This window comes from Candidatus Skiveiella danica (genome assembly GCF_022705245.1).
GTDB lineage: Bacteria > Pseudomonadota > Gammaproteobacteria > Burkholderiales > Burkholderiaceae_C > Skiveiella > Skiveiella danica.
In genome coordinates, this window is record NZ_JAKJEW010000002.1 from 172,876 (window position 1) to 194,607 (window position 21,732).

The 21,732-nt window shown below is 66.6% G+C and carries 25 protein-coding genes and 1 pseudogene; 14 read left to right on the plus strand and 12 right to left on the minus strand.

The genetic code is table 11. The features are described 5' to 3' along the window. Position 1 precedes the first annotated feature (1 nt). Complete coding sequence (locus ACMUOY_RS02015) at positions 2 to 355, minus strand: DUF1622 domain-containing protein (RefSeq protein ID WP_413890555.1); 354 nt, start codon at positions 353 to 355, stop codon at positions 2 to 4. Between the two features lie 59 nt (positions 356 to 414). Continuing rightward, positions 415 to 1,617 (minus strand): metallophosphoesterase, encoded by a 1,203-nt coding sequence (locus ACMUOY_RS02020; protein WP_413890655.1) that lies wholly within the window; start codon positions 1,615 to 1,617, stop codon positions 415 to 417. Between the two features lie 186 nt (positions 1,618 to 1,803). Between ACMUOY_RS02020 and ACMUOY_RS02025 the strand changes: the two genes are divergently transcribed. The 3 genes from ACMUOY_RS02025 to ACMUOY_RS02035 all read left to right on the plus strand — a co-directional run bounded on the left by ACMUOY_RS02025 (position 1,804) and on the right by ACMUOY_RS02035 (position 4,800). Further along, positions 1,804 to 2,670, plus strand: a complete 867-nt coding sequence (locus tag ACMUOY_RS02025) for a c-type cytochrome (RefSeq protein WP_413890557.1) — start codon at positions 1,804 to 1,806, stop codon at positions 2,668 to 2,670. Positions 2,671 to 2,848: 178 nt separating this feature from the next. Beyond that, positions 2,849 to 3,391, plus strand: a complete 543-nt coding sequence (locus ACMUOY_RS02030) for a hypothetical protein (protein WP_413890559.1) — start codon at positions 2,849 to 2,851, stop codon at positions 3,389 to 3,391. Beyond that, positions 3,388 to 4,800, plus strand: coding sequence for a DASS family sodium-coupled anion symporter (locus tag ACMUOY_RS02035; RefSeq protein ID WP_413890561.1), 1,413 nt, complete (start codon positions 3,388 to 3,390; stop codon positions 4,798 to 4,800). Before ACMUOY_RS02030 ends, ACMUOY_RS02035 begins: the two co-directional genes overlap by 4 nt. A 61-nt stretch (positions 4,801 to 4,861) precedes the next feature. On the opposite strand, the gene ACMUOY_RS02040 is transcribed toward ACMUOY_RS02035, so the two are convergent. Beyond that, positions 4,862 to 5,176, minus strand: a complete 315-nt coding sequence (locus ACMUOY_RS02040; protein WP_413890563.1) for a DUF86 domain-containing protein — start codon at positions 5,174 to 5,176, stop codon at positions 4,862 to 4,864. A gap of 32 nt (positions 5,177 to 5,208) precedes the next feature. Further along, positions 5,209 to 5,508, minus strand: coding sequence for a nucleotidyltransferase family protein (locus tag ACMUOY_RS02045; RefSeq protein WP_413890565.1), 300 nt, complete (start codon positions 5,506 to 5,508; stop codon positions 5,209 to 5,211). A gap of 570 nt (positions 5,509 to 6,078) precedes the next feature. Here ACMUOY_RS02045 and ACMUOY_RS02050 point away from each other — a divergent pair. The 5 genes from ACMUOY_RS02050 to ACMUOY_RS02070 are packed head-to-tail and all read left to right on the plus strand — an operon-like array spanning position 6,079 to position 8,721. Further along, complete coding sequence (locus tag ACMUOY_RS02050; RefSeq protein ID WP_413890567.1) at positions 6,079 to 6,327, plus strand: hypothetical protein; 249 nt, start codon at positions 6,079 to 6,081, stop codon at positions 6,325 to 6,327. A 37-nt stretch (positions 6,328 to 6,364) separates the two neighbouring features. Continuing rightward, positions 6,365 to 6,616, plus strand: a complete 252-nt coding sequence (infA, locus tag ACMUOY_RS02055) for a translation initiation factor IF-1 (protein WP_413890569.1) — start codon at positions 6,365 to 6,367, stop codon at positions 6,614 to 6,616. A gap of 45 nt (positions 6,617 to 6,661) precedes the next feature. After that, the gene (locus ACMUOY_RS02060; protein WP_413890571.1) at positions 6,662 to 7,495 is read left to right on the plus strand and encodes an SDR family NAD(P)-dependent oxidoreductase; all 834 of its coding nucleotides are present in this window, start codon (positions 6,662 to 6,664) and stop codon (positions 7,493 to 7,495) included. A 39-nt stretch (positions 7,496 to 7,534) separates the two neighbouring features. Then, entirely contained in the window at positions 7,535 to 8,161 is a 627-nt protein-coding gene (locus ACMUOY_RS02065; RefSeq protein WP_413890573.1) for a DUF1214 domain-containing protein, read from the plus strand. Continuing rightward, positions 8,158 to 8,721 (plus strand): DUF1254 domain-containing protein, encoded by a 564-nt coding sequence (locus tag ACMUOY_RS02070; protein ID WP_413890575.1) that lies wholly within the window; start codon positions 8,158 to 8,160, stop codon positions 8,719 to 8,721. Before ACMUOY_RS02065 ends, ACMUOY_RS02070 begins: the two co-directional genes overlap by 4 nt. Positions 8,722 to 8,759: 38 nt before the next feature. Here the strand turns inward: ACMUOY_RS02070 and ACMUOY_RS02075 are convergent, their stop codons facing one another. Next, a complete protein-coding gene (locus ACMUOY_RS02075) occupies positions 8,760 to 9,881 on the minus strand; it encodes a 3-deoxy-7-phosphoheptulonate synthase (RefSeq protein WP_413890577.1) in 1,122 nt (373 codons plus the stop codon). Positions 9,882 to 10,086: 205 nt separating this feature from the next. On the opposite strand from ACMUOY_RS02075, the gene ACMUOY_RS02080 reads away from it, so the two are divergent. Together ACMUOY_RS02080 and ACMUOY_RS02085 are read left to right on the plus strand one after the other, a co-directional pair. Beyond that, positions 10,087 to 12,231 carry a dehydrogenase gene (locus ACMUOY_RS02080; protein WP_413890579.1) on the plus strand — a complete coding sequence of 715 codons (2,145 nt, stop codon included), beginning with the start codon at positions 10,087 to 10,089 and terminating at the stop codon, positions 12,229 to 12,231. Positions 12,232 to 12,318: 87 nt separating this feature from the next. After that, positions 12,319 to 13,437, plus strand: coding sequence for a beta-ketoacyl-ACP synthase III (locus tag ACMUOY_RS02085; RefSeq protein ID WP_413890581.1), 1,119 nt, complete (start codon positions 12,319 to 12,321; stop codon positions 13,435 to 13,437). A 28-nt stretch (positions 13,438 to 13,465) separates the two neighbouring features. Here ACMUOY_RS02085 and ACMUOY_RS02090 read toward each other — a convergent pair whose 3' ends face one another. The 6 genes from ACMUOY_RS02090 to ACMUOY_RS02115 all read right to left on the minus strand — a co-directional run bounded on the left by ACMUOY_RS02090 (position 13,466) and on the right by ACMUOY_RS02115 (position 17,942). After that, complete coding sequence (locus ACMUOY_RS02090; RefSeq protein ID WP_413890583.1) at positions 13,466 to 14,080, minus strand: PolC-type DNA polymerase III; 615 nt, start codon at positions 14,078 to 14,080, stop codon at positions 13,466 to 13,468. A 92-nt stretch (positions 14,081 to 14,172) separates the two neighbouring features. Continuing rightward, positions 14,173 to 14,754, minus strand: a complete 582-nt coding sequence (locus ACMUOY_RS02095) for an NnrU family protein (protein ID WP_413890657.1) — start codon at positions 14,752 to 14,754, stop codon at positions 14,173 to 14,175. 30 nt (positions 14,755 to 14,784) lie between these two features. Further along, entirely contained in the window at positions 14,785 to 16,746 is a 1,962-nt protein-coding gene (locus ACMUOY_RS02100; RefSeq protein WP_413890585.1) for a glycosyltransferase family 39 protein, read from the minus strand. Positions 16,747 to 16,964: 218 nt separating this feature from the next. After that, a complete protein-coding gene (locus ACMUOY_RS02105; RefSeq protein ID WP_413890587.1) occupies positions 16,965 to 17,372 on the minus strand; it encodes a YkgJ family cysteine cluster protein in 408 nt (135 codons plus the stop codon). A gap of 11 nt (positions 17,373 to 17,383) precedes the next feature. After that, positions 17,384 to 17,719 (minus strand): type II toxin-antitoxin system PemK/MazF family toxin, encoded by a 336-nt coding sequence (locus ACMUOY_RS02110; protein WP_413890589.1) that lies wholly within the window; start codon positions 17,717 to 17,719, stop codon positions 17,384 to 17,386. Further along, positions 17,706 to 17,942, minus strand: a complete 237-nt coding sequence (locus ACMUOY_RS02115) for a hypothetical protein (protein WP_413890591.1) — start codon at positions 17,940 to 17,942, stop codon at positions 17,706 to 17,708. The genes ACMUOY_RS02110 and ACMUOY_RS02115 overlap by 14 nt, the downstream gene beginning before the upstream one ends. A 100-nt stretch (positions 17,943 to 18,042) precedes the next feature. Here ACMUOY_RS02115 and ACMUOY_RS02120 point away from each other — a divergent pair, with 100 nt between their 5' ends. The 3 genes from ACMUOY_RS02120 (at position 18,043) to ACMUOY_RS02130 (ending at position 19,427) form a co-directional block, all read left to right on the plus strand. Next, complete coding sequence (locus tag ACMUOY_RS02120) at positions 18,043 to 18,477, plus strand: PACE efflux transporter (protein WP_413890593.1); 435 nt, start codon at positions 18,043 to 18,045, stop codon at positions 18,475 to 18,477. A gap of 83 nt (positions 18,478 to 18,560) precedes the next feature. Further along, positions 18,561 to 18,779 carry a heavy-metal-associated domain-containing protein gene (locus ACMUOY_RS02125; RefSeq protein ID WP_413890595.1) on the plus strand — a complete coding sequence of 73 codons (219 nt, stop codon included), beginning with the start codon at positions 18,561 to 18,563 and terminating at the stop codon, positions 18,777 to 18,779. Positions 18,780 to 19,001: 222 nt separating this feature from the next. Next, positions 19,002 to 19,427, plus strand: a complete 426-nt coding sequence (locus ACMUOY_RS02130) for a hypothetical protein (RefSeq protein WP_413890597.1) — start codon at positions 19,002 to 19,004, stop codon at positions 19,425 to 19,427. Here the strand turns inward: ACMUOY_RS02130 and ACMUOY_RS02135 are convergent, their stop codons facing one another. After that, positions 19,428 to 21,413, minus strand: coding sequence for a DUF2075 domain-containing protein (locus ACMUOY_RS02135; RefSeq protein WP_413890599.1), 1,986 nt, complete (start codon positions 21,411 to 21,413; stop codon positions 19,428 to 19,430). It abuts the gene before it with no gap. Positions 21,414 to 21,593: 180 nt separating this feature from the next. Here ACMUOY_RS02135 and ACMUOY_RS02140 point away from each other — a divergent pair. Then, positions 21,594 to 21,698 (plus strand): annotated as a pseudogene (locus ACMUOY_RS02140) (HNH endonuclease); the annotation flags it as partial. Positions 21,699 to 21,732 lie beyond the last annotated feature (34 nt).

A 21,732-nucleotide genomic window follows, 5' to 3' on the forward strand; every position in this document is an offset into this window, starting at 1 on the left:
TCTATGGCGCCGGCGGCGGGCGCTGCCAGGGCCAGCGTCCGCTGACCTCCAGCTCGAGCGCAAAGCTCAGCAGCGTGCGGATGGCCACAATCACGGCCAGCACGCCCAGGTTCTGCAGCGTGGGCTCGATTGCCACCGTGCCGATGATGTCGGCAATCACCAGAAACTCCAGCCCCAGCAGGATGGCCCGGCCCAGGTCGGCCCGCAGCGCGTGGTAAGCCTCCTGGTGCGGCGTGCGGCGCATCAGGCGTCGACCATAGGCCAGCGAGGCGACCAGCGCGCCGGCCAGCATCACCACCACGCCGGTGAGTTCCACCACCCGCGCGGCCGCAACAACAAAGTGCTCGTAGTCCATGGTTCGGCGATCCGTCAAACAGCGGCCATTATGGCGGCTGGGGCGCCGAAAGAACCGCGTCAGGCCGCGGCCACCAACGTCAGCAGCGTGATCTCCGACGGCGCACCGAAGCGTTTGGGTGGGCCCCAGTAGCCGGTGCCACGGCTGGTGTAGACCCACAGGTCCTGCAGCCGGTGCAGCCCGGCGGTGAAGGGCTGCTGAAAGCGCACGAACAGGTTCCAGGGCCAGAACTGTCCGCCATGGGTGTGGCCCGACAACTGCACGTCAAAGCCCGCCTCGCTGGCTTTTGCCGCGCTGCGCGGCTGGTGGGCCAGCAGCAGGCGCACGCCCGCGTCGGGCGGCGCACCGGCGATGGCGGCGTGCGGATCGCTGCGATGTGCCTCGTCGAAATGGTGCGCGCTCCAGTCGGTCACACCGGCCACCACCAAGGCCGCTGCCTGTCCGTCACCGTCGTGGTGCAGCACCACGTGTTCGTTCATCAGAACGGTCAGCCCCAGGCGGCGCAGCGCCTCGATCCAGGCGTGTGCGCCGGAGTAGTACTCGTGGTTGCCTGTCACAAAGAAAGTGCCATGGCGCGAGCGCAGCCCGGCCAGCGGCGCCACATGGGCGCCCAGCTGCGCCACCGAGCCGTCGACCAGGTCGCCGGTCACGGCCACCATGTCCGCACCCAGGCGGTTCACGGTGTCCACGATGCGTTGCAGGTAACCGTGGCGGATCGTGGGCCCGACGTGGACATCGCTGATCTGCGCCACGGTGAAGCCGTGCAGTGCCGGGGGCAGCCCGGCCACCGGCACCTCCACGGGCACGACGGCTGCCGTGCGCCGAGCGTTCAGAAAGCCCAGCGCGGTCACCAGCGTGGCCGCCAGCAGCACCGCAAGCGCGCTGGCATGCTGCAAAGGGGCGCCTTGCCAGGGTGCGGCGCCCTGGGTACCCGGCAGCACGCTGATCAGCGCGTCGGCCAGGCCGGCCAGCAGCCACACCGCGTCTCGCGCCAGTGTCAGCACGAACAGCGAGGAAAACAGCCCCATGCACAGCAGGCCGGCCCAGACCAGCGCGGGGCCAAGGTGTCGGTGGCGTCGGCGTGCCAGCAGCGCCGTTGGCGTCAGCCAGGCGGAGGCCGCCAGCAGCACGCCCAACGCCCAGGCCGGGTCGGCGGGCAGGGCCGGCAACAAGCGCCAGCCGACATAGGCATGCAGGAGCGCGGAAACCAGGAACAAGGGAGCCACAGCCGGGAGGCCTTTCAGGAATCGATGGCCGCGCAGACCTTCTGCGCGCACCCCGAGGGCTGAACGTGCGCCCGAAGGCGCCGGCTTCAAGGGGCGCGCGCCGATTCGCGCACCGACCGCCGCGAAGGGCTTGCCACAGACCCGCTGATGTTGATAATCCGCCCTTGATCTGTGTCAATTTGTATCACGGTCACCGCTCTCAACCCTGCCCTGGAGCCGCCCATGAAGCCTTTTCTGCCGACCCTTGCCCTTGGTGCCTTGCTCACGACCCTCGCCGGCCCCTCCCTGGCCCAGAAGCAGACCCCGCTGGAGCGCGGCAAGTACCTGATGGACAGCATCGTGGCCTGCGGCAACTGCCACCTGCAGCGGGGCGCGCAGGGCGAGCCGCTGTTTGACAAAGGGTTGTCGGGCGGCATGGTGTTCGACGAGCCGCCTTTCAAGGCCTATGCCGCCAACATCACGCCCGACGCGGCCACCGGCATCGGCAAATGGACCGACGCCCAGCTGGCCAAAGCCATCCGCGAAGGCGTGCGGCCGGACAAATCCATCATCGGCCCGCCGATGCCGATCGAGTTCTACCGGCACCTGTCCGACGCCGACCTGGCGGCCATCATCGCCTACCTGCGCGCCCAGCCCGCGGTGGCCAACGCCGTGCCGAAATCCAAATACAACATCCCCTCGCCGCCCAGCTACGGGCCCGCTGTGAAGAACGTCAAGGCGCCGCCGGCCACCGACAAGCTCAAGTACGGCGAATACCTGGCGCAGATCGGCCACTGCATGGAGTGCCACACCCCCCGTGACGACAAGGGCGCGCCGAAGACCAAGCAGCTCGGCGCTGGCGGCATGGCGTTCAAGGGCCCCTGGGGAGAAAGTGTCTCGCGCAACCTCACGCCGCATGAGAGCGGCCTGAAGAACTGGACCGACGCGCAGATCGCCAAGGCCATCCGCGAAGGGGTGGACCGCGACGGCAAGCCCTACAAGCCGCCGATGGCCTTTGCGTTCTACAAGAACATCAACGACGCCGACATGGCCGCGCTGATCGCCTACCTGCGATCGCTCAAGCCCCAGGCCTGGGCGGCAAAGTCCTGAGAGGCTGACCTCGATCAAACAGACGGCCGGCCAGGCCTTGCGTGGCTTTCTTTTCTGGCGCCGCTGGCGCATGATGGAAACGTGCCTGTGATGGGCACCTAGCAGTGTCTGTTTGGGTCATCCGATGCGAAATTGCTTCAATCCCCGCGCGGCGCGCCACCGCTTGTGGATCCTGGCGATGCCCCTCCTGCTGGTCCTTGTGGCCTGCACGCCTTCGCCGCCACCGCCTACCGCGTCCAGTGGCGCTGAAGGGCCGCAGGAACGCCATTTCACGGGCACCTGGTCCATCACCGGCAACCGGCAGACGCTCGACATGGGCCCCGATCACCGTGCCGAGATCTTCCGTCTGGGGGGCTCGTTGATGCTGGCCGGCGACCACCGGCCTGGCCTGGCTTTCCGCTCGGACATCATCGGCCTTCGCGACAACCAGACCGGCATGCAAGCCCGCAGCGTGTGGACCGACGAGCGCGGCGATCAGGTCTTCAGCGAGCTGCGTGGCGGCGCGGGCGGACCGGGCCATCCCATCGAGGGCCGCTTTGTCGGCGGCACCGGCCGCTACGCCGGCGTCAGCGGCCAATACACCTTCAAGTGGCGAGCCCTGGTGGAGTCGGAGGACGGCAGCGTGAGCGGGCGCGTGGTGGACCTTGAGGGTTGGGCGCGCATCGATGCGCCGGCCGAGACGCCGCCTTCAAGCCAGGGCGCCATAGGAGCACGGCCATGAATGCCACCCCATCCCGCTGGATCCCGGCCTTGAAAGGCCTGGCGCCGTTTGTGCTGGGCGTCGGCATCTGGCTCACGCCCATCCCCGAGGGGTTGACCCGCGAGGCCTGGCATCTGTTTGCCCTCTTCGCCGCCGCGATCTTCGCCGTCATCGTCAACGCCTATCCCTTGCTGACCTCGGCCCTGCTGGCGGGCTCGATTGCGGTGCTCAGCAACACGCTCGACCCGGCCAAGGCCTTCGCCGGCTTTGCCAACCCCAGCGTGCTGCTGGTGGTGGTGGCCTTTCTCGTCGCGCAGGCCGTGGTCAAGTGCGGGCTGGGCCAGCGCATCAGCTTGAAAGTCGTGTCGCTGTTCGGCAAGTCCACGCTGGGCCTGGCCTACAGCATCTTCATCACCGACGCGCTGATCGCCCCCGGCTTTCCGAGCAACACGGCGCGCGGCGGCGTGCTCTACCCCATCATCCTGGCGCTGTCGCAAAGCAGCGGCTCCGTGCCCGACGATGACGCCAAGCGGCGCCTGGGCGGCTACCTGATGTTCTGCGGCATGGCCAGCCTGGCCGTCTCGTCGGCACTGTGGCTCACCGCCACGTCGGCCAACCCGATCGGCGTGTCGCTCGCGGCCGAACACGGGCTGAAGGTCGATTTTGGCAAGTGGCTCCTGGTGGCGTCCGTCCCTGCGCTGGTGACCATCGCCCTGCTACCGCGCCTGATCTTCTGGATTTTTCCGCCCGGCGTCACCGACACGCCCGCGGCGCCCGCGGCGGCGCGCCAGCAGCTGCTCGAGATGGGCCCGCTGTCGCGCGACGAGTGGGTCACGGCCGTGACCTTTTCCCTCATGGTCGGCGCGTGGATCTTTGCTGGTGTCCTCAAGCTGAACCTCACCGCCGTGGCCATCGCTGGCCTGGGCACGCTGCTGGCGCTGCGCGTGCTCACGCTGGAGGATATCTACCTGCAGGGCAGCACGCTGGCCACCTTCCTGTGGCTGGCGGTGCTGTTCGCGCTAAGCGGGCAGCTCAACGAGCTCGGCTTCATGGGCTACGTGGGCCAGCGCCTGGCCTCGATGCTGGGCGGCATCTCGTGGCCGGTGGCGTATGTGGCGCTGCTCGGGCTGTACGTGCTGATGCACTACATGTTTGTCAGCCAGTCGGCACAGGTGCTGGCACTGCTGGGCGTGTTCCTCGATGTCGGCATCCAGGCCGGCGTGCCGCTGCCGCTGATGGGCTTTGCGCTGTTGTTTGCCAGCAGCTACTTCTCCACGCTCACGCCGCAGGGCGGCAGCCAGAACATTATCTTCGCCGCCAGCGGCTACCTGACGCAGCGCGAGCTGTACCGGCTGGGGCTGATCACCACGGTCTTTTGTACCGTGGTGTTCCTGGTGGTCGGCACGCCGTGGATTCTGTGGGTGGGGTGAGTCCCATCAAGTACGCAAGGCGATCGAACGCGTTGGCCAACGACGTATTGGCGCAAAGGTCTCAGGTCGTCTCCAGCCTGTCGACCCAACGGACAAGCGCGCTCTCCAGGGCAGGCAGGTCTTCAGCAATGGTCTTGAACAGGACCTCGTGTGCTACTTGTTCGTAGCCGTGCGCCAGAAGGTTCCTCAGGCCGATGATTCGACGCCAAGGAATATCAGGCATCGCCCCAGCGCGCACCTCACCGACCCGGAAAGCTGCCTCGCCGAGGTTGATGAACAGCTTCTCGACGGCCAGGCAAAGGATTCGGTTGCTGGCGAACTCGGTGGCCGTTTGCCCGGTCGCCAGCTGACGCAGCTCTCGCACAAACTGAAGCATGTCTGTCAGATGCGCAGGGGTGCGATCTACGGTCACTGATACAAGGTCCGAAGCTGCGGCTCGATCGCGCGGCGGCGATAGGGGTTGTTCAGCACCGATGGAAACGCCAGATCGATCTTGCGGCCATTGAAGGCAGCAGAAAGCTCGTCCTGCATGTCCACCAACCCGAAACCGCTGGGCGCTTCGCCGGGGATGAATTCCACCAGCAGGTCCACGTCGCTGTCGGCCCGCTCGGCCCCCACTGCAGCCGAACCAAAAAGCTGCAGGCTGCGCACGTGGTAACGCCTGCAGATGTCGGCGATGCGCGAAAACTGGGCTGGCGCGATGTGCATGACGGTGATTATGCGGGGAACGCTTGCCTGCAATCAACGACCGGAACATCCTGTGCCGCGCTCGTAGGGCAAACCTGTTTTGATAGCAACAAGTGACCATTCGATGATGTACTTTGGGGAAACTTGTCCGGAATGGGGGGCTGGCGCCTGCCGGCCAGGTGATTCCAGTGGCACGGCAAGCCTGGGCGTGCGCCAGCGCACGCACACGAATGTTGTATCTGTGCTACATTCCCGCATCGCTTTTGGCGACTGGCCGCCTCGCCGCAATCCGCAGTGAGGCCACAACCCCCGGCAGAGGGGCCGCCAGTCCAGCCCTTCAAATGCGAGCCGGCTGGCTTCTCTCACGACGCAGCGGCTCTTCTCCCTTCTGATCACGTGGCCCCTGCTGTGGCGCGTGCCCTGGTCCCGGCCTTCGCAGGCTCGCCAGGTGGTTCAGGCGGGCACCCCGGCGCTTTGGGCTGCCAACGACCCCGCTTTCGGGCGCTTTTCCTTTCTGTTCGGCCCGGTGCCCTCGTGCGCCCGGCCCTGCGCCCTGGACCTTTCTTATCAATGATTCATAACTACAACGACATGACGACTTCCACTTCGAACCCTTCCACATCGCCCATCACCATGGGCAAATACCGCATCGCCGCCTGCCCCCGTCCGCTGGACTGCGGGCGCTTTGCCGCTCAGGTGTCGATCGCCAGCGGCAGCGGCCGCGGCACCACCGACCGCGTGATGCGCTTTCACGACCTCTTCCTCACGCACGAAGCGGCGGCCCACTATGCGCTGGCGCAGGGCATCGTCTGGGTGCATGAGACCACCCGCACGCAATGAAGCTTTCCCCGAACTCCCCTACCGAAAGAACCCCGCCATGGCCAAGGAAGAACTGATCGAGATGATGGGCATCGCCAACGAGGTGCTGCCTGACTCGCGCTACCGCGTGACCCTGGACAACGGCCATCAACTGATCGCCTACGCCGGCGGCAAGATGCGCAAGAACCACATCCGCATCCTCGCGGGCGACCGCGTCTCGCTGGAGCTCTCGCCTTACGACCTGAGCAAGGGCCGCATCACCTTCCGCCACATCGAGGGCCGCGGCCCGATGGTGCGCCGCACGCGCTGAACCCATCGCGCGCGCCGGCGACGCCGGGGTGCCACAATCCGCGCCATGAACACCTTCAAGAGCAAGGGCGTGGTGATCACCGGGGCCGCCTCCGGCATCGGTGAGGCACTGGCGCGAAACCTGGCCGCGCAAGGCGCTCGGCTGCTGCTGGCCGACGTGGACACCGGGCGGCTCGACGCCGTGGTCGCCGAGCTGCGTGCCGGCGGCGCCGACTGCCTGGCGCAGCCCTGCGATGTGGCCGATGTCGCAGCCGTGCAGGCGTTGGCCGACACCGCGTTGCAGGCCTGGGGCGGGGCCGACGTGCTCATCAACAACGCTGGCGTGGGCCTGGTGGCCCCGGTGCACAGCCTGGATCTGGCCGATGCGCACTGGCTCATGAACATCAACTTCTGGGGCGTGGTGCACGGCAGCCGCGCCTTCACGCCGCAACTGCAGGCTCGCCCCGGCAGCGTGATCGTGAACATCTCCAGCATCTTCGCCATGGTGTCGATGCCCACCCAATCCATCTACAACGCCAGCAAGGCCGCGGTGCGCGGTTTCTCCGACGCGCTGCGCGAGGAGCTGCGCGCCAGTGGCGTGCGGGTGCTGTGCGTGCACCCCGGCGGCATCCAGACCCGCATTGCGCAGCAGGCGCGCCTGGGCGATATTTCCGCCGTGGCCGACACGCCGCAGGCGCTGCATGCGCAGTTCGACCAGGCCGCGCGCACCACCGCGCCGCAGGCCGCGCTGGCCATCGGGCAGGCGCTGCAAAGCGGGCGCACGCGGCTGCTGATCGGTGCGGATGCAAAACTGGGAGACCTGCTGTACCGCCTCTGGCCCACGCGGGTTGCGCCCTGGCTGTCGGCCCTGGCGCGGCGCAAGCGCCAGGCCGGCGCCTGAGGCCATTTCAGTTCCTGAACCCTCGCGACCGAACACCGCATGTCTCCCGCCAATGACCTGAACCCGGCTTTTCGACCCCGTTGGACCGGCGTGCTGACGCTGTACCTGCTCGCCATCACAATCGGTGCCGCCTCGGCCTGGCTGGCGGTGCGCAGCCAGCTCGACTCGGGCGGGGTGTCGGCTGGTGTCTGGCGCACAAGCACACTGGCGGGCAGCACCGACGCCGACCTCTACACCCGCGCGGTGATCGCCGTGGGTGCGCTGTTGGCGCTCAACCGGGACGAGACGATGTACTACGTCGCCACCACGGACAGCGCGGGCCAGGTGCTGCGCTCGCGCTGCCGCTACCGCATCAGCGGAGCGGCCCCGGCCGCGCGCTGGTGGAGCGTGACGGCCTACGCCGAAGACCGCTTCCTGTTTCCGAACGCCGAACGGCGTTACAGCATCAACGGCGGCTCGGCTCCGCTGGATGGGCGCGGGCATTTCGCCTTCGAGACCGGCCCGACGGCGCCCGCGGGAGCGGCGCCAGCCGCGCCGTGGCTGCCGACACCCGGCGACCGGGGCCTGAGCTTCACGCTGCGCCTGTACAACCCGGCCGCGGGCCTGTCCGCGGCGCCAGCCTCGCTGGCCGCGCCCACGATCGAGCGACTGGGGAGCTGCGAATGAACCTCCTTCGTTACCTGCGGATCCGCAACCCCTGGTATTGCCGGCTGGAGGTTCTGGCCGCCGTGGCGCTGCTCACCCATGTGCTGGTGGTCTGGGCCATTCCCTATGTCATCATGGCGGCGCTGTCGGCCTCGCGCCCGGCCGAAGAACGCGGCACCGGGCCGCTGCTTCCGCCCATGACCGACGCCACCTCCCGGCGCGTGGTCATGCCCAGCCCCGACCTGCTGTACGCCTTGTGCCCCTTCGATGTGCGGCAGCAGCCGTTTCGCATCCAGGCCGACCCGCATCCGCCCGGCTACTGGTCGATTGCCTTGTACGCGGCCAACTCCGACAATTTCTTCGTGCTCAACGACCGCCAGGCCGCCGGCGCGCCGGTGGATCTGGTGCTGGTCGGCCCCGAGACGGGCAAGGCGAGCGCGCTGCCGGCCGGTGCGAAAGTGGTCACCGCCCCCAGCGGACGCGGCCTGCTGCTGATGCGCGTGCTGGTGGGCGACTACGCCGCCGAGCGCGAGGCGGTGGAGGCCGCCCGTCGCAGCCTGCGCTGCACACCGCTGGGCTGAGGTCCGCGGGCCGCGCGCCCGTTGACGGGCCCAGCCTCTCAGGCTGCCGTGTGCGGGTTGGCGTGGCTGCGCCGCAGTTGCACCGCCGCCGCCAGTCCCTGCAGCACCGGCACCGTCTGCGCCAGGCTGATGCAGGCGTCGGTTACCGACACGCCGCGTTTCAACGGCTGGCCCGGCACGATGTCCTGGCGGCCCTCTTCCAGGTGGCTTTCGATCATCAGCCCGGTGATGCGCCGGTCGCCGGCGGCAATCTCGGCGGCCACCTCAGCCGCTACGTTGATCTGGCGCTGGTGCTGCTTGCTGCTGTTGGCGTGCGAGACATCGATCATCACCTGCTCACGCAGGCCGGCGGCCTTCAGCAGGCTGCAGGCGGCGTCCACGTCGGCGCGCGCATAGTTGGGCGCCTTGCCGCCGCGCAGGATGACGTGGCAGTCGTCGTTGCCGCGGGTCTCGAAGATCGCTGCCTGGCCCATCTTGGTCATGCCCATGAAGGCATGGCTGGCCTGCGCGGCCTGGATGGCGTCGCAGGCGACCTTCACGCCGCCGTCGGTGCCGTTCTTGAAGCCCACTGGGCAGGAGAGGCCGCTGGCCAGCTGGCGGTGGCTCTGGCTCTCGGTGGTGCGCGCGCCGATGGCGCCCCAGCTCACCAGGTCGCTGATGAACTGCGGGGAGAGCAGGTCCAGGAATTCGGTGCCCACCGGCAGGCCGACTTCCAGCACGTCCAGCAAGAGCTTGCGCGCCAGCTCCAGCCCTTCGTTGATGGCAAAACTGCCGTCCAGGTGCGGGTCGTTGATGTAGCCCTTCCAGCCCACGGTGGTGCGGGGCTTCTCGAAGTACACGCGCATCACGATCAGCAGGTCGTCCTGCAGCGCGTCGGCCTGCTCTTTCAGCGCGCGGGCGTATTCCATCGCCTGGTCGTGGTCGTGGATGGAGCACGGCCCCACCACCACGATCAGCCGGTCGTCGGCGCCGTGCAGCACGCGCGAGAGCGCGGCGCGGCTGCGTTCCACCAGCGCCTGCGCCTCGGGCGGCGTGGGCAGCCATTCGTTCAGCAGGGCCGGGTTGATGAGCGGGCGCACCGCGCCGATGCGCGTGTCGTCGATGCGGGTGGTGTCGTGGGTGGAAGGCGGCGTCGCCGTGGCGTGGACATGGGTGTTCATGGTCGGATTATCGGTCTTTTTGGCATCATCCCAGCGTCGAATGGTCGTATTGAGCTATGAATTCAGGAGTATTTACGGTGGGAACGCCAGGCGGCCGCGCGCCTTTAGGAGGCCGGTTTTGTCGATTTTTCTTGAGCTAATCGGGGTCGGTCTTGACCTCGTCAATGAATAATTTCACCAGTCCCCTTTTTCAATCGGAACGATCATGAAATCAGTTGTCGGCATCAGCCTGGGCGCGGCCGCCCAGGACTTCGCGTTCACGGCCACCTTCCTCGGAGAAAAGCTTCACGTACAGCGCCTGGGCACGGACGGCAGCACCGCCCGCGCGGTGGCCCTGGTTCGCCAGTGGGACAGCAAAGCCGACGCCATCGGCCTGGGTGTGCTGAAGGACCGCTACCGTGCGGGCTCGCACCGCTTCGTCGAGAAAGACAGCGCCAAGCTGAAGGCGGTGGCCAAACAGGCACTCACCACCATCGGCGGGCGGCTCAGCGACATCCTGCAGGAATGGTCGGTTCGCCACGCTCAGATTCAGCTCGGCAACTACTTCAACAACGCACGCGTGGTGTTCCTGTCGGGCATGACGAACTACAAGCTGGCGATGTCGATGGCCGAGTACACCGACAACGTGATGTTCGCCGACCCGCTGCTGCAGCTCGGCGTGCCCAAGTTCCTGACCTCCATCGAGGCGCTTCAGCTCTACAGCACCGGCGCGCACTATGTGAAGGACTGGTCGCTTCCGGTCGACCTGGCTACCGGCCCGATCAAGGAGTGGACCCGCTTCGTGTTGCGCAAGGCGGTGCAGAAGGCCACGGTGCTCGTGGCGGCGCCGCATGAGCTCGACCAGTTCGGGCTGGAGGAGCTGGCCGGCAAGACCATCATCTCCACCACTGTTAACGACGAGCGCATCGCCCAGCTCAAGGACAAGGGCGTGCATATGGTGATCGACGCCGCGCCCGTGCTGTTCGGTCACGTGCTGAGCCCCAGCCTGCTCGACGCGATGATCGTCGCGGCCACCGGCAAGTTCCCGCAGGAGATCCTGGAAGACGACTACCTCGAAATCATCACCAGCCTGGGCCTGGAGCCGCGCATCATCTATCCCAACGGCTTCAAGCGTGTGAACCGTTTTGCTTTCGTGATCCATCCGCTGTCGCAGGAGTATTTCAAGAAGGTCAAGCCGATCGAGCTGCTGTCGCACGTCTCGCCGCCGATGTTCATGAACTCGCTGGAAAAGATCATGGCCTACGCGCCGCCCTTCGTGTATTCGAAGGTCACCGGCATCCAGTCGCCCACCGGCGTGGAGACCGAGGGCTGGCTGATCTCGGTCGGCGGCACGCCGCGCGAGATCATGGCCCACAGCCCCGAGTTCACCTACCGCCGCCTGCTCGACGCAGCCGCGATGGCCAGGCGCCTGGGCGCGCAGATCATGGGCCTGGGCGCGTTCACCAAGGTGGTCGGCGACGCCGGCCTGACCGTGGCCAAGCGCGCACCGCTGCCCATCACCACCGGCAACAGCTACAGCGCTTCGGGCGCGCTGTGGGCCGCGCACGACGCGCTCTTGCGCATGCGCCTGCTGCCCCCGCCCAAGGGCAAGGAGCGCGTCAAGTTCAAGGCCATGATCGTCGGCGCCACGGGCGCCATCGGCTCGGTCTGCGCGCGCCTGATGGCCAAGGCGGCCGAAGAGGTCTACATGGTCTCGCCCGAGACGGCCAAGCTGCTGGCGCTCAAGGAATCCATCCTCAAGGAGTCGCCCGGCGCCAAGCTGTTCCTGTCCGCCCAGGCCGACAAGGACATCGCCGACATGGACATGATCGTCACCGCCACCTCCGGCGCCGGCAAGAAGGTGCTGGACATCATGAAGGTCAAGCCCGGCTGCGTGATCACCGATGTGGCGCGCCCGCTGGACCTGCCGGCCGAGGAAGTCGCCAAGCGCCCCGACGTGCTGGTGATCGAATCCGGCGAGATCCAGCTGCCCGGCAACGTGGAGATGAAGAACATCGGCCTGCCCAAGGGCGTGGCCTACGCCTGCCTGGCCGAGACCATCGTGCTGGCGCTCGAAGGCCGCTTCGAGAACTTCACCGTCGGCCGTGCCATCGAATGGGAAAAAGTGCGCGAGATCTACAAGCTCGGCATCAAGCACGGCATGAAGCTGGCCGAAATCTCCGGCGTGAACGGCCCGTTCAGCGACGAAGACATCGAGCGCGTGCGTGAGCTGGCACTGGTGGCCCGGGCGAAGCAGATGCAGGCACCTGCGCGCAAGCCCGCGCGGCGAGCCGCCCCCGCGAAAAAGGCCGCGCCCGCCAAAGCCGCGTCCAGGCGCACGCGCGCCAAGGCCGCCCCTGTGGCCGCCTGAAGCCGGGCCCGGTGGCAGGCCGGGACGCTTGATCCGATAATCGCGGGATTGTCGGATCGTTGTCCCCCACCTTTTCGGAAGCTTGCCATGTATTCAGTTGCCATCAGCAGCACCGGGCTGTTCGTCCCGCCGCACGTCATCACCAACGAAGAACTGGTGGTTGCGTTCAACACCTTCGCGGAGCAGGAAAACACCGCCCACGCGGCCGAGATCGCCGCCGGCACGCGCGCTGCGATCCCGATGTCCAGCGTCGAGTTCATCGAAAAAGCCTCGGGCATCAAGCGCCGCTACGTGATGGAAAAAGAGGGTGTGCTGGACCCCAAGCGCATGCGCCCGCGCTTCACCCCGCGCCCGGACACCGAGATTTCCATGATGGCCGAGATCGCCGTGGCGGCGGCCAAACAGGCGCTGGGGCGCGCCGGCAAAACCGCCGCCGACGTGGACGGCGTGATCTGCGCCAGCGCCAACATGCAGCGCGCCTACCCGGCCATGGCGGTCGAGATCCAGACCGCGCTGGGCATTCAGGGCTTCGGCTTCGACATGAACGTGGCCTGTTCCTCGGCCACCTTCGGCATCGAGATGGCGGTCAACGCCGTGAAGTCCGGCGCGGCCCGCGCGGTGCTGGTGGTCGACCCCGAGATCACCTCCGCCCACCTGGCCTGGAAAGACCGCGACTGTCACTTCATCTTCGGCGACGTCTGCACCGCCATCCTGGTCGAGCGGCTGGAGAACGCGCCCCCCGGCGCCTTCGAGGTGCTGGGCACGCGCCTGCTCACCACCTTCTCCAACGCGATCCGCAACAACGCCGGCTTCATGTCACGCGCCGAAGACCGCGACCCTGACGACCGCGACCAGCTCTTCTACCAGGAAGGCCGCCGGGTCTTCAAGGAAGTCTGCCCGTTGGCCGCGCAGCACATGACCAGCCACCTGGCCGACCTGGGCTTCACGACCGAGCAGGTGCGCCGCTTCTGGCTGCACCAGGCCAACCTGTCGATGAACCAGTTCATCGTGCGCAAGATGCTGGGCCGCGACGCCACGCCCGAAGAGGCGCCGGTGATCTTGGACGAATTCGCCAACACCGCCTCGGCCGGCTCCATCATCGCCTTCCACCGCCACAACGCGGACTTCAAGGCCGGCGACCTGGGCGTGATCTGCTCCTTCGGCGCGGGCTACTCCATCGGCAGCGTCGTGGTGCGCCGTACCTGAGCGCGCTCCCCCGACTGCACCCCCGTCCTCACGCCTCGCAGAGGTACTCGCTGAGCCGCTTCGGCACGGCCGCGCGCGGCCAGGTCTGCAGCGCCCGCAGCAGCGCGTGCGTGGGTTCGGGCACCGCATAACGTTCCCGCAGATCGGCCTGGATGCGCGCCAGCAGCGCGGCGGCCATCTCGGCATCGGCCAGCGCCCGGTGCGCCTGCCCGGTGCGCGGCAGGCGGTGGAAATCCGCCAGCGCGCCCAGTCGGTGGCTGGGTGCCTGCGGGTACAGCCGGCGCGACAGCAACACGGTGCAGGCAAAAGGCTGCGGCGCGTCCAGCCCGGCGCGGGCCAGCTCCTCCACCCAGAACTTGCGGTCAAACGCCGCGTTGTGCGCCACCATGGGCACCTCACCCACAAAGCGGCCGGCCTCGGCCATCACCTGTGCGGCCGGCGGCGCGTTGGCCACCATCGCGTTGGTGATGCCGGTGAGCTGCGTGATGAACGAGGGGATGCGCACCCCTGCGTTCATCAGGCTCTGGAACCGGTCCACCACGCGGCCACCTTCCATCATCACGATCGCCACCTCGGTGGCCCGGTCGCCCATCGCGGGCGAGATGCCGGTGGTCTCGAAGTCGATGACGGCGATGCGGGTCATGCAGGCCGCCGCGCCGGGCCGCCCCAAGCAAGGCCAGCCCCTTCGGGGGGCAGCGAAACACACGCAGTGGTGAGCGTGGGGGCTCGCATCGCTCAGCCGCCGAATGGCCGCACGCCGATCAGCAGCACATGCAGCCAGAGCGTGAACACCACCCAGGCCACGGTGCCGACGACGAGGGTGATGACCGTGGCGCTGGCGGTGCCTGGCGCATACACGGTGCCGGCGGCGCGATCGCGCGCACGGGCGGCGCGAAAGCTCAGCGCGGCCCAGAGCAGGAACGATCCGAACAGCACCACGTCGGCCAGGTTGCCGTTGGCCAGCAGATGGGCGAAGGCCCAGACCTTCACGCCCAGCACCATCGGGTGGTGCAGCCGGGCCTTGATGCCGTTGCGCGGCACATAGGGCGCCGTCAGCAGGATGAATGCGACCAGCGTCAGCAGCGCGGCGACGTGCCGTGTGGCCACCGGCGGCACCCACAGCACCACCGGCTGCTGGCGCGCCAGGCCGTAGCCCCAGACCACCAGAACCAGACCGACGATGGAGAGCACGGAATACAGGCCCTTCCAGGCCCCCTCGCCGCGCTGCGCCAGCACCTGCGTGCGCCAGTCATCGGCCACGATGCGCACCGAGTGCACGCCCAGAAACAGAACCAGACCCAGAATCAGCACGCCCATGTCGGAACCCCCGTTGAATGCGAGCACCGATTATGGTTTGAAGCCGTAGCCAATGCGGTAGTAGTAGGTATCGATGCGGCGCTGGTTGCCGGCGGGCGCCGTGTTGCCCAGCGCCAGCGGGTGGATCGCCTCGTCCAGCGCCGTGAAATTCGCGGCGAGTTTGCCGGTGGCCAGATCCTCGCGCTCGCGCGCCACCAGGATCATTGGCCGGCCCGCCAGGCTGGCCGGCGGATGCCAGTAGGTGAACATCAGCGCGTTGCCGTTGAAAGTCTCCAGCGAGGTCGCCTGCAGCGCGGCCTGCCCTGGCGCCACAAAGGGCGCCGCGCCGTAAAAGCCGATCTGGCTGGCCGTGTTGTATTTGTCCAGGCCCACCACCACCGGTGCCAGGCCGGTGGCCTGCTGCAGCCGCGCCTGCACCGCCTGCAGCTCGGCCGTGGCCTGCTGCCAGCCCATGAAGCGGGCAAAAGCCCCGGTGTAGGGCAGGCCCGGAACGCCCAGCACCAGGTGGTAGCTGGCCGCCGAATACGCCACCAGCAGCAGCCCGACGATGGGGCCCGCCGCCCTGCGCAGCGCGGTGCCGAGCCACGGGCGCGCGAGCGTGTGCGCGTGCACGATGGCCCACCCCAGCATCGGCAGCGTGGCCAGCCAGATCGGGCCGGTCCAGTTCAGGCGCGGCTCGTGCTTCAGCGCGCTCCAGGCAAACACCGCCAGTGGCACGCCGCTGACGCAGGCCACGAACAGGCGGTTGCGCGCCTCGGCGTGGGCGGGCTGCGCAGCGGGCTCGGCCGCCCAGCGCCGCGCCCACAGCAGCGGCAGCACCAGCAGGGGCAACGGCGTGGCCACCAGCAGGATGTTCTGCAGCATCACATGGAGCTGAAAGCGCGCCGGCTCCACAAAGCGCTCGCCGCCCTGGAAGCGGAACGACACCCAGTCGTGCGAGTAATTCCACCCCACCACCGGCGCAAACAGCAGCGCCGCCAGCAGCACCGCCGCGTAGGGCTGCGGGCGCAAAAACCAGGCGCGCGCACGCGCATCCAGCAGGCAGAACAACAGCGCCGCCGGCCCCAGCAGCGCGATCGTGTACTTCGACAGCATGCCCGCGCCCAGCGCCACGCCCACGCCCACCCAGGCCCGCGCCTCACCGCCGACCAGTGCGCGGTGCAAAAAGTACAACGCTGCCGCCCAGGCTGCGGCCAGCGGGGCGTCGGGCGTGATCAGCAGCCCGGCCACGAAGAAGGCATACGGCAACGTCACCGACAGCGCCGCCGCCATCCAGGCACCGGCCGGGTCTACCAGCCGGCGCGCCAGCCGCCAGACGAACACCGCCACCACCACGCCGCAGGCCAGCGCCGGCAGGCGCACCACGGCCTCGCCGTGGCCGAACAGCGCCTCTGCCAGCGCGATCAGCCAGGCCACCATCGGCGGGTGGTCCAGGTAGCCGAAATCCGGGCGGGCGGCGTAGTTCCAGTAATAGGCTTCCTCGGGCAGCAGCGGAAACACCTTCAGATAGGCCAGGTGCAGCAGTGCGATGGCCAGCAGCAGCGTGCCGGCGGCCCCTGGCATGCGCAGGCCCGACGGCGCCGCCGCGAGGCGCATCAGGATGCGCCACTCGCCCGCCGCGCGCAGGCCCCAGGCCAGCGCCAGCCCCAGCGTCACGGCCAGCCAGGCCGGCAGCCCCCAGGCCAGCGCACTGGCCAGCACCCCGCCGCGCAGGCCCAGCGCCAGCACCCCCGCCACCACCTGCCAGCCCGCGCGCGAGGCCCGGGGCAGCGCCGCAGCCGGCCCACCCCGGCCCGCCCAAGTGGCCAGCAGCAGCCAGAGTAGCGAGCCCGCCAGCCAGCCGGCGATGTGGGCCCCGCCCTGCGTCCAGCCCTGGGCCAGCAGCGCCAGCGTCAGCGCGCCATCCACCGCCGCGCCCAGCGCCATGGCCGCCACCGCGCTGCGCGACAGGCGCGCGGGGGCGGCGACAGAGGGTGGGCTGGGCAGGTTCATGGCGGTTCAGCGGGCAAAGAGGCGGCTTGCCGGCAGGCTTGATTGTCGGGGCGGTGTGCAGCCGGCTGGCGGGCGATTGACAAGAGGGCCATGCTGAACTTCACAATTCATAGCGCCTTGTGACCATTTGACGCTGGGAAGAGCCCATTTTGACTCAAAAATCACCTGAAATCCCCCCTCGGGGCGATGCCCGCCGCTTCATGCCCTGCCCAGGCCCTTCAGCGGCCCAGCGCCTTCGCCCCATAGGCGCACCAGCCCGGCCGCGGGCTCTTGGTCTGCGGGTGCAGGCGGCAGGTGTCGGGGCGCTGGTCGTACACCGTGCAGCGGCGCGTGGCCGCGTCCAGAAAGTGGCAGTCGCCGCCGGCGCGCCGGGCGATGGTGAAGATGGCGTGCTTGTGGTTGAAGTGCTCGATCAGCCGCGCCTTCTGCAGCCGTTTGGCAATGCGCCCGGCATCCTCGTGCTCAGCCTCGAAGGCATCCACCAGGCCCAGGCGCACCAAATCCGGCAGGCGCACCTCCAGCGGCATGGTGCAGCAGTTGGCCTGGCAGCTGTCGCACAAGCTGGCGCGGTATCGCGTCCAGGTGCCGGGGTTGTCGACATCGACGATGCGGATGGACGAGCGCATGGGGTGGCGGTTCAGAGCGCCAGGTGCAGGCGCAGCGCGGCGTCCAGCGCCTGCGCATCAGCGGGCTGCAGCTGCCCGGCGGCGCGGGCGTTCAACCGCGCCTTGTCGAGCGTGCGGACCTGCTGGGCCATGGCCTTGCTGTCTTTGGTGAGGCCGGTGCGGGCAGCGGGCAGCAGCACCTCAAACGGAAACACCCGCGCCACGTTCGACGTCAGCGGCACCACGGTGACCACCGACGACGCGCGGTTGGCCGCGTTGTTGCTCACCACCACCACCGGGCGGGTTTTCTGCACCTCGGCGCCGACGGTCGGGTCGAGCGCGGCGAAATAGATCTCACCACGCCTCATGCGCCAGCCCGTCGTTCCAGGTGCCCTGCGCCTCGCGGGCCAGGGCGGCGTCCTGCTCGGCACTGGCGGCGTAGGCGGCGGCCAGCTCCGCCTCGGCCTCGCGCTCGGCCAGCAGGCGCAGCGCGGCCTCCAGCACGGACGAGCGGCTCTTCAGCCCGTGGCGCTGCTGGTAGGTGGTCAGGAAGGCCACCAGCGGGGGTTCCAGGGATACCGAAAGCTTCATGGAGTCATACCTCTGGGCGACATTTTAGCTACCCGTGAGGAAAAATGTGCCTACCAGTGCCTCGCCCACAATCAGTGCTCTGACTCACCGCATCCACCCCATGCAAGGCATCCGCCGCCGAATCGTCTTCGTCACGCTCTACGAGCTGATCGCCATCGTCGCCACCAGCGCCGGCCTGGCCGCGTTTTCCGACAGCGGCTTGCAGCGCGCCGGCGTGGCGGCGGTGGTGTCGTCGGCGGTGGCGGTGGTGTGGAACGTGGTGTTCAACACCCTGTTCGAGCGCTGGGAGGCGCGCCAGACCGTGCGCGGGCGCAGCCTGGCCCGGCGCGCGGCACACGCCATCGGCTTCGAGGGCGGACTGGTGGTCACGCTGGTGCCCTTTTTCGCGTGGTGGCTGGACATCACGCTGTGGCAGGCCTTTGTGCTCGACCTGGGCCTGCTGCTGTTCTTCCTGGTCTACACCTTCGTCTTCAACTGGACCTTCGACCGCATCTTCGGCCTGCCGGCGTCGGCGCTGCCGGTGGGGGAGCGCTGAGGCGACCCCCTGGGATCCGTCCGCCCCTCCCCCGCCAACCCGCACCACCACCAAGGACACCCGTGCGCCGGCATCATCGCGCCATGCCTGAGACCACCTTCCACATCCCCAGCCTCACTGACCAGGACGCCGCCGACGCCGTGATGTTCGTGCTGCACGACCTGCCCTGCATCCACCAGGCCGACGTCAACCTGCCCGAGCGCAGCGCCTGGGTGAGCCACAGCGGCATGATCGCCGCCGAAGACATCGCCACCGCCCTGGCCGACGCCGGCTTTGATGCGCAGGTGCGGCAAACGGGCTGATCTGGCGCCCACGATGCCCGCCGATTTGCTATCGCAGCGATAGCAAACTATGACCATTTAACGCTGGGAAGAGGCCAGTTTCTCTCATGCTTACCAATTTGAACGCCGCCCGGCACCCTATCTTCTCCGTTGGCAGACGTCTTGTCACCCCAGGCTATGCCCTGGGTCACAAAAGCGATTCTGCCGCCTACGCTGAGGCTCCATTTCACCAAGGAGCCCAACATGCAAATCACCCACGAAACGCAAGCCGAAGCCGCCAACTCGGCGTTACCGCAATACGGCAGCAAGCCCAAGAAGCCGGGTCTGTACCTCGGACTGTTCCACGGCCGGCACCTTCCGAGTGAGCAGATGAACGACTGGGGCTTCAATGGCCCAACAATCGGGCCACTACGGTGGTGCCACACCACCTATGCTTTCGACATCAAGATCGAATTTGAAGATGCCGCGGACGCCTTGGAGTACTTCGGCGTCGCGCAGGAGCAGTTTGTAATTGCGGTGAATGACGATTTATTGGTCTTCGGCGGTATGTACTACGGAGACTGGACGGTCTACTACGTCAAATCAGACGACTGCGAACGACCTGCAGATACGTTTCGAGAAACACGGCGGGTGAATGATTTACTTGCCCACCGCAAGCACATCATTTGATCAAAGAACGGCGAACCCGATGCTTTTCATATATTCAAAAGTCGGGTCATAGTGCGCGCTGGCACGTGTCGGGTCATTGGCATCGCCTTCCGGAATCACGACCACCATGCCTTGACGGGCCCGCGTGAGCAGCACGCGGTAGGCGTTCTTCAAATAGACCTGACGTTCTGCTTTTCGGATGTGCTGCCAGCGATCGCCAACGAACGAAAAATGCTGCCATTCAGTGTGGGCGTAGCGAAAGTCTCCGTCCCACACAACACATGCCCAGTCCACTTCCAAACCCTGAACGTGAAACTCGGTCGCGACGTCCTCAAGGTAGTACGACGATCGAACGTCTTCTTTGCCGTCAAGGAACCAGTGAATCGGGTCCATGGGGGACTTCACATCAATGGCATGGGGCTTTAGCCGCTGCGCTTGGGACGAGACGATCATCCCGAACCGCTCAGTGCCTCTGGCCTGCATCTTGAGCCAAGCCTTGGCGCGGCCCAAATCGCGCGTAATCACGAAAGGATATCGGGTGATTAGTTCCGCGAGAACGTCTCGGGCCTCGTTGACATTGAGGTCAAGAATATGTTTGACCAACGCTGAGACGTGTTCCGCGCGAAAGGAACGCATGGACACACCAAGATGCAGATCCGAGTTGAAATTTACGTTCGGTCGCTCCTTCAGCTTTTCGAGCACGCGGCCAGCCCCATATTCCTCTTCATGCAATCGCGGTGAAATGTGAATGTGCCAGTCAGGGAAAGACTTCTGCAGCGCTTGAACCCATTCTTCGATGCCTGCCTCACCCGTGTTGATTTCTTGGCCGCCACCGACCAGACAAATGACTACAGCCCAATCTTGATGTCGGTCGAGACACGAGATCAAGAACTCCGGCTCGGACTGATTAAATCCGTGGCGCTGCTTTTTACGAAGCATGAACGCTGCGGTCTGTTCAAGATTCCAAGCGCGTTGTGCCTCGTCAAAAATCGCAACGTGTTCGATTGGCGGGTGGGTCAAGTCGATCAGACATTCGTCACGGAAGTGATGGACGTTTTGAATGAAGAGCTTGACTTCACTCATCGCCTCACCTTTTTTCTGCTTTCTCCCGGCCTCCGCTTCGCGGCGAACCTTGTCGCGCGCAAGTGCTTCTCTCAAGATCGCCACCAGCGGTCCATTTCCAGAAAGAAACACGGAATGAAGGGCGCTGTCCTTGTCGGTGTGCTGCGTGGCAATATCAAGTCCGACCAAGGTCTTTCCGGCGCCGGGGACGCCGGTGACCAGGCAGATTGATTTGACCGAATGTTCACGAGATGAAGCAATGATTCCGGAAATAGCTGAAGACGTGCGACTCAAGTTGATCGCTGAGGCATCGCTGCGAGAGATGTCGGTGACGGAGTGACCACCGTAGAGAGCCATCGCCGCCTCGACGATGGTGGGCGTCGGGTGGTAGCCGCCAGCCTCCCAAATTTCAGCGTCTATCCGTGGGCCGTCGCAAAAACGTAAGACCGTTTCCAAGACGTCTTTGAGTTGCCGGGTTGAGGCGTTGATGGGAAGCAACACACCGTCGTTTTGGGCTGTTGTCGCAACCAGAAAATTCTGTTCTGGTGCTTGCGTTGGGAGCAGGACGGGCGCCAGCGTCTTGTCGTGGGTCGTTTCGTGAAAATTCTTCAGATCGACCGCGTAATCCCAAACCTGGTCTCGCGCGGACGACAGGAATTCCTTTTCACCGACCTTGAATTCCAATATGAAGATGACATGGTCCAGCAACACCACAACGTCAATCCGCTTGCCGAGGCGGGGAACTGCATATTCAAAGTAAACCTTGCCGCGGCCACCGTAGGTGCTCAACGAATCTTTTAGCAGCGCGATCTGCTCAAGCCATGCAGTTCGTTGCGTCTCTTCCACCGCGAAGGCGCTACTTCGAACGAGCGCACCGAGTATTTCGTCAGACGAGCGGGGCAAGAAGTCTCTGATCGAATCATCGTAGTAGGCGCGGTTGGTCACTGGCGTTGAGTCCTTGGCATGGAATTTTGATGATCCGGCTCTAATCGTTATACCTTAGGGGCACAGACGGCCGACTTCCCTCGTGCAGGTGCGCGTGAACCAGGAGCGCTTTCGAAAGGCGGTGCTGGCCAGTTACAACGCCACCTGTTGCGTGAGCGGCCTGCGTCATGACAAGCAGTCATCGCCAGCCACATCGTCCCGTGGAGCCACGACACCCACAACCGCCTGAACCCGCAAAATGGCCTGTGCCTGTCGGCGCTGCACGACCGCGCGTATGACCAAGGGCTGATGACGGTGCTGCCGTATGACTTCACCATTC